Source organism: Streptomyces sp. NPDC051183 (assembly GCF_040682455.1).
Classification (GTDB): Bacteria; Actinomycetota; Actinomycetes; order Streptomycetales; family Streptomycetaceae; genus Streptomyces.
In genome coordinates this window covers 124,948-139,255 of the sequence record NZ_JBFBBA010000005.1, presented here as the reverse complement: position 1 = coordinate 139,255, position 14,308 = coordinate 124,948, and the positions used below count along the sequence as shown (strand labels likewise).

The 14,308-nt window shown below is 72.2% G+C and carries 9 protein-coding genes; 6 read left to right on the top strand and 3 right to left on the bottom strand.

Going from position 1 to position 14,308, the window contains the following annotated elements; genetic code table 11:
- Positions 1–142: 142 nt before the first annotated feature.
- Both AB0M99_RS06275 and AB0M99_RS06270 read left to right on the top strand, forming a co-directional pair.
- On the top strand, positions 143–4,099 hold the full coding sequence (locus tag AB0M99_RS06275) for an AAA family ATPase (RefSeq protein ID WP_365917496.1): 3,957 nt from the start codon (positions 143–145) through the stop codon (positions 4,097–4,099).
- 184 nt (positions 4,100–4,283) lie between these two features.
- A complete protein-coding gene (locus tag AB0M99_RS06270) occupies positions 4,284–5,720 on the top strand; it encodes a sugar porter family MFS transporter (protein WP_365917495.1) in 1,437 nt (478 codons plus the stop codon).
- A 41-nt stretch (positions 5,721–5,761) separates the two neighbouring features.
- Here AB0M99_RS06270 and AB0M99_RS06265 read toward each other — a convergent pair whose 3' ends face one another.
- The gene (locus tag AB0M99_RS06265) at positions 5,762–6,748 is read right to left on the bottom strand and encodes an LLM class flavin-dependent oxidoreductase (RefSeq protein ID WP_365917494.1); all 987 of its coding nucleotides are present in this window, start codon (positions 6,746–6,748) and stop codon (positions 5,762–5,764) included.
- A 63-nt stretch (positions 6,749–6,811) separates the two neighbouring features.
- On the bottom strand, positions 6,812–8,260 hold the full coding sequence (locus AB0M99_RS06260) for a cytosine permease (protein ID WP_365917493.1): 1,449 nt from the start codon (positions 8,258–8,260) through the stop codon (positions 6,812–6,814).
- Between the two features lie 142 nt (positions 8,261–8,402).
- On the opposite strand from AB0M99_RS06260, the gene ftsY reads away from it, so the two are divergent.
- Positions 8,403–9,620, top strand: a complete 1,218-nt coding sequence (gene ftsY / locus AB0M99_RS06255) for a signal recognition particle-docking protein FtsY (RefSeq protein WP_365917492.1) — start codon at positions 8,403–8,405, stop codon at positions 9,618–9,620.
- 82 nt (positions 9,621–9,702) lie between these two features.
- Here ftsY and AB0M99_RS06250 read toward each other — a convergent pair whose 3' ends face one another.
- A complete protein-coding gene (locus AB0M99_RS06250) occupies positions 9,703–10,374 on the bottom strand; it encodes a bifunctional DNA primase/polymerase (protein ID WP_365917594.1) in 672 nt (223 codons plus the stop codon).
- Positions 10,375–10,821: 447 nt separating this feature from the next.
- On the opposite strand from AB0M99_RS06250, the gene AB0M99_RS06245 reads away from it, so the two are divergent.
- The 3 genes from AB0M99_RS06245 (at position 10,822) to AB0M99_RS06235 (ending at position 14,291) form a co-directional block, all read left to right on the top strand.
- Complete coding sequence (locus AB0M99_RS06245) at positions 10,822–12,303, top strand: hypothetical protein (RefSeq protein WP_365917491.1); 1,482 nt, start codon at positions 10,822–10,824, stop codon at positions 12,301–12,303.
- A 306-nt stretch (positions 12,304–12,609) separates the two neighbouring features.
- Positions 12,610–13,956, top strand: a complete 1,347-nt coding sequence (locus AB0M99_RS06240) for an ammonium transporter (protein ID WP_365917490.1) — start codon at positions 12,610–12,612, stop codon at positions 13,954–13,956.
- On the top strand, positions 13,953–14,291 hold the full coding sequence (locus AB0M99_RS06235; RefSeq protein WP_365917489.1) for a P-II family nitrogen regulator: 339 nt from the start codon (positions 13,953–13,955) through the stop codon (positions 14,289–14,291). The genes AB0M99_RS06240 and AB0M99_RS06235 overlap by 4 nt, the downstream gene beginning before the upstream one ends.
- The last annotated feature ends 17 nt before the right edge of the window (positions 14,292–14,308 follow it).

The following is a 14,308-nucleotide window of genomic DNA, read 5'->3' as shown; positions in this document are numbered from 1 at the left end:
CCGCGCTCTCATTCGTCGCACGACTCCAGCCCAGCATGATCTGCAAGGGACGCTTCGGCGTCCCTTCTTTCTTTCCGCGGGCGCGCGCGGTGCCCCGCACCTTCATGGGTGAAACCGAACGCGGGAGGTAGAGTCCGGCGGCGTGCACCTCAAGTCCCTGACCCTGCGTGGCTTCAAGTCCTTTGCTTCTGCCACCACCCTGCGCTTCGAGCCCGGCATCACCTGTGTCGTGGGCCCGAACGGCTCGGGCAAGTCCAACGTGGTCGACGCGCTCTCCTGGGTCATGGGCGAACAGGGCGCCAAATCCCTGCGCGGCGGGAAGATGGAAGACGTCATCTTCGCGGGCACCACGGGGCGTCCGCCGCTGGGGCGGGCCGAGGTCTCCCTCACGATCGACAACTCCGACGGCGCGCTGCCCATCGACTACGCCGAAGTCACCATCACCCGCATCATGTTCCGCGGCGGCAGCAGCGAGTACCAGATCAACGGCGACACCTGCCGGCTGCTGGACATCCAGGAGCTGCTGTCGGATTCCGGGATCGGCCGCGAGATGCACGTCATCGTCGGCCAGGGCCAGCTGGACTCCGTACTGCACGCCGACCCGATGGGCCGCCGGGCCTTCATCGAGGAGGCCGCCGGCGTACTGAAGCACCGCAAGCGGAAAGAGAAGGCGCTGCGGAAGCTCGACGCGATGCAGGCCAACCTCGCACGCGTCCAGGACCTCAACGACGAACTGCGGCGTCAGCTCAAGCCGCTGGGACGGCAGGCCGCGGTCGCCCGCCGGGCCGCGGTGATCCAGGCCGACCTGCGTGACGCGAGGCTGCGGCTGCTCGCCGACGACCTCGTGGTGCTCAAGCGGGCCCTCGATGCCGAGGTCGCGGACGAGGCGGCCCTCAAGGAGCGCAAGGACACGGCCGAGGCGCTGCTCGCGGGCGCCGTACGGCGGGAGTCCGAACTGGAGCAGGCCGTACGGGAACTCGCGCCGCGGCTCCAGCGCGCGCAGCAGACCTGGTACGAGCTGTCGCAACTGGCCGAGCGGGTACGGGGGACCGCCTCCCTGGCGGACGCGCGGGTCAAGAGCGCGACGGCTCCGGTGGAGGACGAGCGGCGCGGCGCCGATGCGCGGGACCCCGAACGCATGGAGAAGGAGGCCGCGCGGATCCGCGAGCAGGAGGCGGAGCTGACGGCCGCGATGGAGGCGGCCTCGCGCGCGCTGGAGGACACGGTCGAGCACCGGGCCGAGCTGGAACGGTCGCTGGCCGAGGAGGAGCGGCGGCTGCGCGACGCGGCGCGGGCCGTCGCCGACCGGCGCGAGGGCCTGGCCCGGCTGACGGGGCGCCTCGGCGCGGCCCGCTCCCGGGCGGGGGCCGCGCAGGCGGAGATCGACCGGCTGGTGTCGGCGCGGGACGGGGCGCAGGCCCGGGCCGCCGCCGCGCAGGCGGAGTACGAGGCGCTGGCGGAGGAGGTCGGCGGGCTGGAGGACCCGGCGGCGGACACCGCCCACGAGTCCGCGCGGGCGGAGCTGGCGGACGCGGAAGCCGGGCTGTCCGCCGCGCGGGACGCCCTCGCCGCGGCCGAGCGGTCGCGGGCGGCGGTGTCGGCCCGGCGCGACGCGCTGGCGCTGGGGCTGCGCCGCAAGGACGGTACGGGTGCGCTGCTGGCGGCCCGGGAACGGCTGGCCGGGCTGCTGGGCCCGGCGGCGGAACGTCTCTGCGTCACCCCGGGGTACGAGGTTCCGGTCGCGGCGGCCCTGGGTGCGGCGGCCGATGCCCTGGCGGTGTCCTCCCCGGCCTCGGCGGCCGAGGCCATCCGGCACCTCCGCGCCGCGGACGCCGGCCGCGCCACGTTCCTGATCACTCCGCCGCCACCCTTCCCGACCCAGGTCCCGGCCCCCGCCCCCGTCCCCGCCCCGGCCCCCGGGGTCCCCGGCCAGGCCGCGGCCGGGGCTTCGACCGGGGCCCCGACTCCGGCTCCGGCCGGGCCGGCCGGGGCCCCGGCCCCCACTTCGGCCCCGGCTGCGGCTGACGCCCCGGCTGCGGCCGTGGCTTCGGATCCGGCCCCGGCTCCGGCCGGGGGAGTTCCGCACCCCGCCGCTGCGCCGGCCGCGGCCCCGGCTCAGGCTGCGGTCTCGGCCGAGGCCCCGGCTTCGGCACCGGCTCCCGTTTCGGCACCGGCCTCAGCTCCGGCTCCGGCCGGGGGAGTTCCGCACCCCGCCGGGGCCCCGGGCCGGGAGCTGGGCGGGACCGCGTCCCCGGCGCGGGGGCCGCTGCTGAGCCCCGACGGCGAAGCCGGCACCGGCGGTGTGTCCGCGGCCGCGCTGGTCGGGGGCGACGCCGAGGCGCAGCGGGCCGTCGCGTGGGTTCTGCGGGACTACGTGGTGGTCGGGACCCTCGACGAGGCGGAGGCCCTCGTAGCGCAGCGCCCCGACGCGGTGGCCGTGACGGTGGAGGGGGACGTACTCGGCGCGCACCTCGCGCACGGCGGCTCCGCGGGGGTGCCCAGCCTGATCGAGGTGCAGGCCGCCGTCGACGAGGCGGCCGCGGAGTTGGCCCGGCTCGACGGGCAGTGCCTGGAGCTGGCCGGGGCGAAGCAGGCCGCCGACGCCCGGCGGGCGGGGTGCGCGGCCCTCGTGGAGGAGCTCGGCGAGCGCCGCCGCGCCGCAGAGCAGGCCCGCGCCGGGGTGGCCCAGCAGCTCGGCCGCCTCGGCGGGCAGGCGAAGGGGGCCGCGGGGGAGGCCGAGCGGTGCGCCGCGGCCGCGGCCAAGGCACAGGACGCGCTGGAGCAGGCGCTGGCCGACGTGGAGGAGTGCGCGGAGCGGCTCGCGGTGGCGCAGGAGATGCCGGTCGAGGAGGAGCCGGACACCTCCCGGCGGGACCGCCTCGCGGCCGACGGCGCCAACGCGCGGCAGACCGAGATGGAGGCGCGGCTACAGCTCAGGACCCACGAGGAGCGGGTCAAGGGGCTGGCCGGACGCGCCGATTCGCTGGACCGCGGGGCCCGCGCGGAGCGGGAGGCCCGCGCCCGCGCCGAGCGGCGCCGGGAACGGCTGCGGCACGAGGCGCAGGTGGCCCGGGCCGTGGCGGACGGCGCCCGGCAACTGCTCACGCACGTGGAGGTGTCCCTGGGCCGGGCGGAGCAGGAGCGGGCCGCCGCCGAGTACGCCAAGGGGCTGAGCGAGCGCGAACTCGGCGAGGCCCGCAACCGCGGTCGCGACCTCAAGGGCGAGCTCGACAAGCTGACCGACTCCGTGCACCGGGGCGAGGTGCTCGGCGCCGAGAAGCGGCTGCGCATCGAGCAGGTGGAGGGCCGCGCCCTGGAGGAGTTCGGCATCGAGGCGGCCGGGCTCGTGGCCGAGTACGGGCCCGACCAGCCGGTACCGCCCTCCCTGCCCGCCGAGGGCGAGGAGCTGCCCGAGGACCCGGAGCACCCGCGCAACCAGCCGGGACCGTTCGTACGGGAGAAGCAGGAGAAGCGGCTCCGGGCCGCCGAGCGCGCGTACCAGCAGCTCGGCAAGGTCAACCCGCTCGCGCTGGAGGAGTTCGCCGCCCTGGAGGAGCGCCACCAGTTCCTCAGCGAGCAGCTGGACGACCTGCGCAAGACCCGGGCCGACCTCCTTCAGGTCGTGAAGGAGGTCGACGAGCGCGTCGAGCAGGTCTTCACGGAGGCGTACCAGGACACGGCCCGGCAGTTCGAGGGGGTCTTCTCCCGGCTGTTCCCCGGCGGCGAGGGCCGGCTGATCCTGACCGATCCCGGCAACATGCTGACCACCGGCGTCGACGTCGAGGCCCGCCCACCCGGCAAGAAGGTCAAGCGGCTGTCGCTGCTCTCCGGCGGCGAGCGCTCGCTGACGGCCGTGGCGCTGCTGGTCTCCATCTTCAAGGCCCGGCCCAGTCCGTTCTACGTGATGGACGAGGTCGAGGCCGCGCTCGACGACACCAACCTGCAGCGGCTGATCCGGATCATGGAGGAGCTCCAGGAGAGCTCGCAGCTGATCGTGATCACGCACCAGAAGCGGACGATGGAGGTCGCCGACGCGCTGTACGGCGTCTCCATGCAGGGCGACGGCGTCTCGAAGGTCATCAGCCAGCGGCTGCGCTGAGCGCATCACTTCAAGAAGTGAACTCAACTGTGATGGTTCCTGCTTAACGTGAACTTCGTGCCAAGTATTGACTTCATAAAATGAACACATAGGCTCGCTTCGCTGTCTCCCGCCTCCGGGTGGTGCCCGATCTTGACCTGTGCGCCACTGGTAGGACGGACAAAACCCCCCCACGGAGCACACCTTGACCAGCAGCAGCACAGCGAACGCCCCCGCGGCAGGCGGTGGCCGGTCGGCGCAGCCGGACCACCTCGGGCACGTCATCTTCATCACCGCGGCCGCGGCCATGGGCGGATTCCTCTTCGGCTACGACAGCTCCGTCATCAACGGCGCCGTCGTCGCGATCCGGGACCGCTTCGACATCGGCCCCGCGCCCCTCGCCCAGGTGATCGCCGCCGCGCTGATCGGCTGTGCGCTCGGCGCCGCCACCGCGGGCCGCATCGCCGACCGGATCGGCCGCATCCGCTGCATGCAGATCGCCGCCGTCCTCTTCACGGCGAGCGCCATCGGCTCGGCCCTGCCCTTCGCCCTCTGGGACCTCGCCATGTGGCGCGTCATCGGCGGCTTCGGCATCGGCATGGCCTCCGTCATCGGCCCGGCCTACATCGCCGAGGTGTCCCCGCCCGCCTACCGCGGCAGGCTCGCCTCCTTCCAGCAGGCGGCGATCGTCATCGGCATCGCCGTCTCCCAGCTCGTCAACTGGGGGATCCTGAACCTCGCGGACGGCGACCAGCGCGGCAGGATCGGCGGTCTGGAGGCCTGGCAGTGGATGCTCGGCGTCATGGTCGTCCCGGCCGTGCTCTACGGGCTGATGTCCTTCGTCATTCCGGAGTCGCCGCGCTTCCTGATCTCCGTCGGCCGGACCGCCGAGGCCAGGAAGGTGCTCAGCGAGGTCGAGGGCTCGCACGTGGACCTCGACGGGCGCGTCGCCGAGATCGAGCACGCCATGCGCTCCGAGCACAAGTCGACCTTCAAGGACCTGCTCGGCGGGCGCTTCGGCTTCCTGCCCATCGTATGGATCGGCATCGGCCTGTCGGTGTTCCAGCAGCTCGTCGGCATCAACGTGATCTTCTACTACAGCTCCTCGCTGTGGCAGTCCGTCGGCATCGACCCGAGCGCCTCGTTCCTGTACTCCTTCGAGACCTCGGTCGTGAACATCATCGGCACGGTGATCGCGATGATCTTCGTGGACCGGATCGGCCGCAAGCCGCTGGCCCTCATCGGCTCGGTCGGCATGGCGATCTCGCTGGGGCTCGCCGCCTGGGCGTTCTCCTACAAGTCCGGGGCCGGTGACGACATCGCCCTGCCGCACGCCCAGGGCATCGTGGCCCTGGTCGCCGCCAACTGCTTCGTGCTCTTCTTCGCCCTGTCCTGGGGCGTGGTCGTCTGGGTGCTGCTCGGCGAGATGTTCCCGGGCCGCATCCGCGCCGCGGCCCTCGGCGTCGCCGCGGCCGCGCAGTGGATCGCCAACTGGGTCATCACCGTGTCCTTCCCGACCCTGTCGGACTGGGACCTGTCCGGCGCGTACGTCATCTACACGGTCTTCGCCGTGCTCTCGATCCCCTTCATCCTCAAGTGGGTGCCGGAGACCAAGGGCAAGGCGCTGGAGGAGATGGGGTAACCGTCCCCGCCAACACCCCCTCTCCTCGATACTGCCCCGGCTCAGTCCTTGAGCCGGGGCAGTACCTGTTCGCACAGCAGGTGCAGGCTCCGCCAGCCCTCGTCCACCGGCATCCCACCGCACAGCGGGTGCAGGACCAGGTTCCCCGCCTCGCCCGCGCCGCGGGCGTACGCGACCGCCTCGTCCGGGGTGAGGATGCGGTACACGCCCTCCGCGCGCAGCTCCGCCACCGAGCGCGCGGCCGACCGTACGGCGCTGCGGATGTCCTTGGACTGCCAGGACGCGTACATGCCCGCCTCGTGCAGGAAGCGCTCGCCGTGCTCGGCCCAGGTCCGGTCCGGGTCCTCGGAGATGTGCAGCAGCGGGGTCTCGGCGGCCGGCATCATGCAGAAGCCCTCGGTGCCGTACTCCGCGAGCTTCGCGTTGTAGTACGCCTCCAGCTCCGGCAGGTGCGCGCTCGGGAAGAACGGCAGCCCCAGCCGGGCCGCGCGCCGGGCGGCCGCCTCGGAGCTGCCGCCGACCAGCAGCAGCGGGTGCGGCTGGGTGTACGGCCGCGGGGTGACCCGTACCGTACGGCCGCGGAACTCGAACGGCTCGCCCGTCCACGCCTTCAGCAGGGTCTCCAGCAGCTCGTCCTGGAGCCGGCCGCGCCGGCCCCACTCGACGCCGTGCTGCTCGTACTCCTCGGGCCGGTAGCCGATGCCCGCGACCGTGACGAGGCGGCCGCCGCTCATCAGGTCGAGCACGGCGACGTCCTCGGCGACCTTCAGGGGGTCGTACAGCGGGCCGATGATCGCCGAGACGGTGACCGCGATCCGGCGGGTGGCGCCGAAGACCGCGCCCGCGAAGGCGAACGGCGAGGGCAGCCAGTTGTTGTCGGTGCCGTGGTGCTCTTCGGTCTGGATGGTGTCGATCCCGCGGTCGTCCGCGTACCTGGCCATCTCCAGGGCCGCCTTGTACCGGGCGGAGAGGGTCTCGGGGGTGCCGTTGGGGTCGACGAGATTGAACCGGGCCACGGTGATGGGCATGGAGAAGTCCCCCTTCGCCTGATGTGGGTGGGCGGGCGAGGGGGGACGTTAGCTGACGTAGCGTCAGTTGGACAGGGATCCGGCGAGCTCGGGCTCCTCGGCCGGCGCCGGCGCGGCCGTACGCGGCAGGACCGCGTACAGCGCCGCCGAGGTGATGATCCCGGCCGCCCAGCCCAGGCCGTTCTGCCCGATCCAGGTGGTGGCGAGCGGCCCGCTGAACCAGTCCACCTTCGTGAACATCGTGCCCACCACCAGGGCCAGGCCCCAGGCGGTCATGGCCTGCCAGGCGAACCCGCCCTTGTACCAGTAGGCGCTGGTCCGCGTGGTGTCCAGCAGCGCGGGACCGTCGTAGGAGGTGCGGCGCAGCATGTCCACGCCGAAGACCCCGATCCAGGCGGAGAAGGCCACGGCCAGCAGGGTCAGGAAGGAGATGAACGACCCGAAGAAGCTGGTCGCGACCACCATCAGCAGGAAGCCGAAGACCAGGCTGATGACGGCGTTGACGCTCACCGCCGCGGCGCGCGGGACCTTGATGCCGAGGGTCTGCGCGGTGAAACCGGCCGAGTACATGGACATCGAGTTGATGAGCAGCATGCCGACGAGCGCGATCAGCAGGTACGGCACCGCGATCCAGGTCGGCAGCAGCTCGCCGATGAAGGAGACCGGGTCCTGCGCGCTGGCCAGGTCGGGCGTCCCGACGGCCATGACCGCGCCCATCAGGACCATGGGCAGGACGACGATGCCCGCGCCGCCGATGGTGGCGGCGACCATCCCCTTCGAGGAGGCGGTGCGCGGCAGGTAGCGGGTGAAGTCGGGGCCGGACGGGACCCAGCTGATGCCGCCCGCGGCGATGGTGCCGATGCCCGCGATCATCATCGCGGTGGAGCCGGCGGGCTTGCCGAAGACGGCGGACCAGTCGGTCTCGACGATCAGGTAGCCCAGCACGAGCACGCTGAAGGCGCCGAAGAGGTACGTCGACCACTTGGAGCAGACGCGCAGGGCGTTGATGCCGAGCCCCGAAACCAGGAAGGTGCAGCCGACGAAGAACAGCAGGGTGACCACGATCAGGGCGGTGTTCTTCCTGATGCCGAAGACCAGGTCCAGGACCGTCAGGACGGCGTAGGCGCCGCTGACCGCGTTGATGGTCTCCCAGCCCCACCGGGCGACCCAGATCAGGGCGCCGGGGAAGAGGTTGCCGCGCTGGCCGAAGACGGCCCGGGAGAGCGCCATGCCGGGGGATCCGCCGCGCTTGCCGGCGATGGAGATCAGGCCGACGATCCCGTACGAGACGACGGGCGCGGCGATCGCGACGACGAGCACCTGCCAGATGTTCAGCTTGTTGAAGATGACCAGGCCGGCGCCCATGGTCAGCAGCAGCACGCTGATGTTGGCGGCGACCCAGGTCGGAACGAGCTCGCGCACCCGGCCGTGGCGCTCGCCGTCCGGGACGGGCTCCAGGCCGCGGGTCTCGACGGCGGTCTCTATGGCGCCGTCGGCGGGCTCGGCAGGCATGCGGTACTCCGTAGGGGCGTGGAGGCGGGAAGTCGACCATCATCGTAGATTTGCCGCTAAAACCACAAACAGAGGCTTAGTGCCCGGTGCGGACGTCCAAGGTCCGGGCTTCGGGGCGGCCGTGGCCGATACTGGGGGGGTTATGGAAATCCTCATCCTTGCTGTAGTCATCGCCCTGGTCGCGGTCGGCGCGATCAGCGGGCTCGTGGTCAGCAGCCGCAAGAAGAAGCAGCTGCCGCCCACGGCGCCGTCGAGCACGCCGACCATCACTGCCCCGCCCGCAGAACCGCAGGTGGGGGAGGACGCCGCACCGACGGCGGAAGAGCCGCGCCGAACGATCGAGGAGGTGTCCCTCCCCGAGGCGGAGGCCGAGGCCCCCGTCGAGGCGCCGGTCGCCGAGCCCGAGGCTCCGGCCGCACCCGAGATCGAGGTGCCCGAGCCCACCGCCGGCCGCCTGGTCCGGCTGCGCGCCCGCCTCGCCCGGTCGCAGAACTCGCTCGGCAAGGGGCTGCTCACGCTGCTCTCCCGCGAGCACCTCGACGAGGACACCTGGGAGGAGATCGAGGAGACCCTCCTCATCGCCGACGTCGGTGTCGCCCCGACCCAGGAACTGGTCGACCGGCTCCGCGAGCGGGTCAAGGTGCTCGGCACCCGGACCCCCGCAGACCTGCGCACGCTCCTGAAGGAGGAGCTGCTGACCCTGCTCGGCACGGACTTCGACCGCGCGGTGAAGACCGAGAGCGGCGTCGACACCCCCGCCGTCGTGATGGTCGTCGGCGTCAACGGCACCGGCAAGACCACCACCACCGGCAAGCTCGCCCGCGTGCTCGTCGCCGACGGCCGCAGCGTCGTGCTCGGCGCCGCCGACACCTTCCGCGCCGCCGCCGCCGACCAGCTGCAGACCTGGGGCGACCGGGTCGGCGCCCGCACCGTACGCGGCCCCGAGGGCGGCGACCCCGCCTCGATCGCCTACGACGCGGTCAAGGAGGGCATCGCCGAGGGCGCCGATGTGGTGCTCATCGACACGGCCGGCCGCCTGCACACCAAGACCGGCCTCATGGACGAGCTCGGCAAGGTCAAGCGCGTCGTCGAGAAGCACGGCCCGCTGGACGAGGTCCTGCTGGTCCTGGACGCCACCACCGGGCAGAACGGCCTGACCCAGGCCCGCGTCTTCGCCGAGGTCGTGGACATCACCGGCATCGTGCTGACCAAGCTCGACGGCACGGCCAAGGGCGGCATCGTCGTCGCCGTCCAGCGCGAGCTGGGCGTCCCGGTCAAGCTCGTCGGCCTGGGCGAGGGCGCGGACGACCTGGCCCCCTTCGAGCCGGAGGCGTTCGTCGACGCGCTGATCGGCGACTGACCGCAGGATCCGTTACGCCGACCAGTGCCCCCGCGGTCCCACGGACCCGGGGGCACCGGCACGTCCGGAGCCGCATGCGGAGCTACGCGCCGCGCAGGCGGTGGCACAGGTAGGCGAGGGTGCCCAGCAGCAGCCGGGCCTGCGGAGGATCCCCGGCGCAGTCCAGCGCCGGCGGCCGCAGCCAGCTCGCCGGGCCGAGCCCCGCGAAGTCGGACGGCGGGGCGGTGACGAAGGCCCCCTGGCCCAGCGCCCGCAGATCGAGGTCCGCGTCGTCCCAGCCCATCCGGTACAGCAGCTGCGGCAGCCCGGCCGCCGCTCCCGGGGCCACGAAGAACTGCGCCCGGCCGTCGGGGGTCGCGGTGACGGGCCCGAGCGGCAGCCCCATCCGCTCCAGCCGTACCAGGGCCCGGCGCCCGGCCTCCTCGGAGACCTCGATGACGTCGAAGGCGCGGCCGACGGGGAGCAGGACCGCCGCGCCCGGGTACTCGCCCCAGGCCTCGGCGACCTCGTCGAGGGTGGCGCCGGCCGGGACCGTCGGCGCGAGGGCCAGCGGATGCGCTCCCGGCGCACTGCAACTCGTATGACCGCAGGAGCAGTCCCGGGCGGGCGCCGCGGCCCGGGCACCTGGGACGACGTCCCAGCCCCACAGCCCGGTGTACTCCGCCACCGTCGTGCACTCCGACATCCGGCCGCGGCGCCGAGCGCCGGTGCGGAACTCCTTGGTACTGCGGCTGCCGCCGATCGTGAAGCCCATGCCCATGCCCCCTCCAACGGGTCGGACGCGCCGGTGGTTACGACGCCGGCGGGACGGGATCGGGACGGGACGCGGGATCGGCGGCGATCTTGTCGCCCGGCGCACTCCTCGCCGCGCGCGCCCCGAGCGCACTCCCGTCCAACCATTCCGTTTCGCCTTCGTGTCAAGTGAATCGCGCCTGGCGGGTGGCGAGTTCATTCGAAGGGGTGGCGAATGGTGGCGATTGTGGAATCGGCCTCGCCGAAGGGGTGATCGTAGGATTACTTTCGGTACACGAAGCTCGAAGGCAGACTCGTCCGTGGGTATGCCGGAGGCAAGTTGTGGAGGACCTGTGAAGGTCCGGGGCGGCGCTCGCCGCCCCCGCCAGGGTTTCGGGTGAAGAGGCTGACGGATGGGGGCGTTCCAGTGAGCGGCAGCGGCGCAAGCGGAACGAGCGCGGAGTACGGGATGCCGTCCGTACCGGAAGCACCGCCCGAGGCCGGCCGCAACGAACAGCTGACGTCGTGGTTCGTCCGCAGCGGCTGGTCCAAGGGCGAGCTCGCCCGCCAGGTCAACCGCCGGGCCCGCCAGATGGGCGCCCACCACATCAGCACCGACACCTCCCGGGTGCGCCGCTGGCTCGACGGCGAACAGCCCCGCGAGCCCGTCCCGCGGATCCTGTCCGAGCTGTTCTCCGAACGCTTCGGCTCCGTCGTCGCCATCGAACAGCTCGGCCTGCGCACCGCGCACCAGACCCCCTCCGTCTCCGGCGTCGACCTGCCCTGGGCCGGCCCGCAGACCGTCGAGCTGCTCAGCGAGTTCTCCCGCAGCGACCTGATGCTCGCCCGCCGCGGCTTCCTCGGGACCTCGCTCGCCCTCTCCGCCGGCCCCGCCCTCATCGAGCCCATGCAGCGCTGGCTCGTCCCGGCCCCGGCCGCCGACCCGGGACCGCGCGGGGCGGGGCCGGCGGGCGCCCTCGGCGGCCACCGGCCGCCCAGACTGTCCGAACCGGAGCTGGACCTCCTCGAAGCGACCACCGTGATGTTCCGGCAGTGGGACGCGCAGTGCGGCGGCGGCCTGCGCCGCAAGGCCGTCGTCGGGCAGCTCCACGAGGTGACCGACCTGCTCCAGGAGAACCACCCGGCCCCCGTCATGAAGCGGCTCTTCAAGGTCGCCGCGGAACTCGCCGAACTGGCCGGCTGGATGAGCTACGACATCGGCCTGCACCCCACCGCGCAGAAGTACTTCGTACTCGCGCTGCACGCCGCGAAGGAAGGCGGCGACAAGCCGCTCGGCTCGTACATCCTCTCCGGCATGAGCCGCCAGATGATCCACCTCGGCCGCCCCGAGGACGCCCTGGAACTCATCCACCTCGCCCAGTACGGCAGCCGCGACTGCGCCGGACCGCGCACCCAGGCCATGCTGTATGCGATGGAGGCCCGCGCCTACGCCAACATGGGCCAGCCCAGCCGCTGCAAGCGGGCCGTGCGGATGGCCGAGGACACCTTCGGCGACGTCGGCCTCGGAGGCGAGCCCGAGCCCGACTGGATCCGCTTCTTCTCCGAGGCCGAGCTCAACGGCGAGAACTCCCACTCCTACCGGGATCTGGCCTACGTCGCCGGGCGCAGCCCCATGTACGCCTCCCTCGCCGAGCCGGTCATGGAGCGGGCCGTGGAGCTCTTCGAGAAGGACGAGGAGCACCAGCGCTCGTACGCCCTCAACCTCATCGGCATGGCCACCGTGCACCTGCTCCAGCGCGAGCCCGAGCAGGCCACCGTGCTCGTCGGCCGCGCCCTCGACGTGGCGGGAAAGGTGCGGTCCGAGCGGGTCAACACCCGGCTGCGCAAGACCGTCGACACCGCCGCGCGTGAGTACGGCGACGTGGCCGACGTGGTCCGGCTGACCGACCACCTCGCCTCCCGGCTCCCCGAAGCCGCGGAGGCCGTCTGACGGCCACGCGGCCGCCCCCCAAGGCCCCGGCCGCGGCAGTCACCCCGTGAAGCCCGATCAGGCTCCCCCAGCCAGGCCATCCGGGTACCGCCGCGGCCGGCCTTCATGAACCACTCGTTCATGGATGCGTAACACGCCCGACCTCTTCGTCACGCACGCGAAACACCGAGCGGCGCCGCCGGAAACCGGCCTGCGCGAATCTCAGGGCCAATAACCGGCCAGCCCCCCACCAGGCCGGATCCCTTAACGCCGCTCAGGTTTTCACGATCGCCCGCACGCGAACGTACCGACGACGAGGAGACGCCGATGGCATCAGCCATCACGACCCTCGCTGCAGACGCCCCGACGCTGTCTGCCGCGAACACCGGGTTCATGCTCATCTGCTCCGCCCTGGTCATGCTGATGACCCCGGGCCTCGCCTTCTTCTACGGAGGCATGGTCCGCGTCAAGAGCAGCCTCAACATGCTCATGATGAGCTTCATCAGCCTCGGGATCGTCACGATCCTCTGGGTCCTCTACGGCTTCAGCCTCGCCTTCGGCACCGACTCCGGCTCCCTCATCGGCTGGTCCTCCGACTACGTGGGCCTCAGCGGGATCGGCATCACCGAGCTCTGGGACGGCTACACCATCCCGGTCTACGTCTTCGCCGTCTTCCAGCTGATGTTCGCGATCATCACCCCCGCCCTGATAAGCGGTGCGCTGGCCGACCGCGTGAAGTTCAGCGCGTGGGCCCTGTTCATCACCCTCTGGGTCACCGTCGTCTACTTCCCCGTCGCCCACTGGGTCTGGGGCGCCGGCGGCTGGCTCTTCGAGCTCGGCGTCATCGACTTCGCCGGCGGTACCGCCGTCCACATCAACGCGGGCGCCGCCGCCCTCGGCGTGATCCTCGTCATCGGCAAGCGCGTCGGCTTCAAGAAGGACCCGATGCGCCCGCACAGCCTCCCGCTCGTGATGCTCGGCGCCGGTCTGCTGTGGTTCGGCTGGTTCGGCTTCAACGCGGGCTCCTGGCTCGGCAACGACGACGGCGTCGGCGCGGTCATGTTCGTCAACACCCAGGTCGCCACCGCCGCCGCCATGCTCGCCTGGCTCGGCTACGAGAAGCTGCGCCACGGCTCCTTCACCACCCTCGGCGCCGCCTCCGGCGCGGTCGCCGGCCTCGTCGCCATCACCCCCTCCGGCGGCTCCTGCTCGCCGCTCGGCGCGATCGCCATCGGCGCCATCGCCGGTGTCGTCTGCGCGATGGCCGTGGGCCTCAAGTACAAGTTCGGCTACGACGACTCCCTCGACGTCATCGGCGTCCACCTCGTCGGCGGTGTCCTCGGCTCCCTGCTCGTCGGCCTCTTCGCCACCGGCGGGGTCCAGTCCGAGGCGGCCGGCCTCTTCTACGGCGGCGGCCTGGAGCAGCTCGGCAAGCAGGCCGTGGGCGTCTTCGCCGTCCTCGCCTACTCTCTCGTGGCGTCCGCGGTACTCGCCCTCCTCCTCGACAAGACGATGGGGATGCGCGTCACCGAGGACGACGAGGTCTCCGGCATCGACCAGGTCGAACACGCCGAGACCGCCTACGACTTCAGCGGAGCCGGCGGCGGCTCCTCCTCCCGGAGCACCGCCGTACCGACCCCCGTTGCCGCCGCGAGCAAGAAGGTTGACGCATGAAGCTCATCACCGCGATCGTCAAGCCCTACCGGCTGGACGAGATCAAGGAAGCCCTCCACCGGTTCGGCGTCCACGGCCTGACCGTCTCCGAGGCCAACGGGTACGGCCGCCAGCGCGGCCACACCGAGGTCTACCGGGGCGCCGAGTACACGGTGGACCTCGTTCCGAAGATCCGCGTCGAGGTGGTCGTCGAGGACGACGACGCCGAGGACGTCATGCGGGTCATCGTCGAGGCCGCCCAGACCGGCAAGATCGGCGACGGCAAGGTGTGGAGCATCCCCGTGGACTCGATCATCCGGGTCCGCACCGGCGAGCGCGGCGCTGACGCGCTCTAGATGACGGGAGCTCCTGG

Bases quoted from the DNA above. Each gene is read 5' to 3' on its own strand.
- AB0M99_RS06265 (WP_365917494.1), bottom strand. From the start codon at position 6,748: ATGCCCATCACCGTGGCCCGGTTCAATCTCGTCGACCCCAACGGCACC.
- AB0M99_RS06260 (WP_365917493.1), bottom strand. From the start codon at position 8,260: ATGCCTGCCGAGCCCGCCGACGGCGCCATAGAGACCGCCGTCGAGACC.
- ftsY (WP_365917492.1), top strand. From the start codon at position 8,403: ATGGAAATCCTCATCCTTGCTGTAGTCATCGCCCTGGTCGCGGTCGGC.
- AB0M99_RS06250 (WP_365917594.1), bottom strand. From the start codon at position 10,374: ATGGGCTTCACGATCGGCGGCAGCCGCAGTACCAAGGAGTTCCGCACC.
- AB0M99_RS06245 (WP_365917491.1), top strand. From the start codon at position 10,822: ATGCCGTCCGTACCGGAAGCACCGCCCGAGGCCGGCCGCAACGAACAG.
- AB0M99_RS06240 (WP_365917490.1), top strand. From the start codon at position 12,610: ATGGCATCAGCCATCACGACCCTCGCTGCAGACGCCCCGACGCTGTCT.
- AB0M99_RS06235 (WP_365917489.1), top strand. From the start codon at position 13,953: ATGAAGCTCATCACCGCGATCGTCAAGCCCTACCGGCTGGACGAGATC.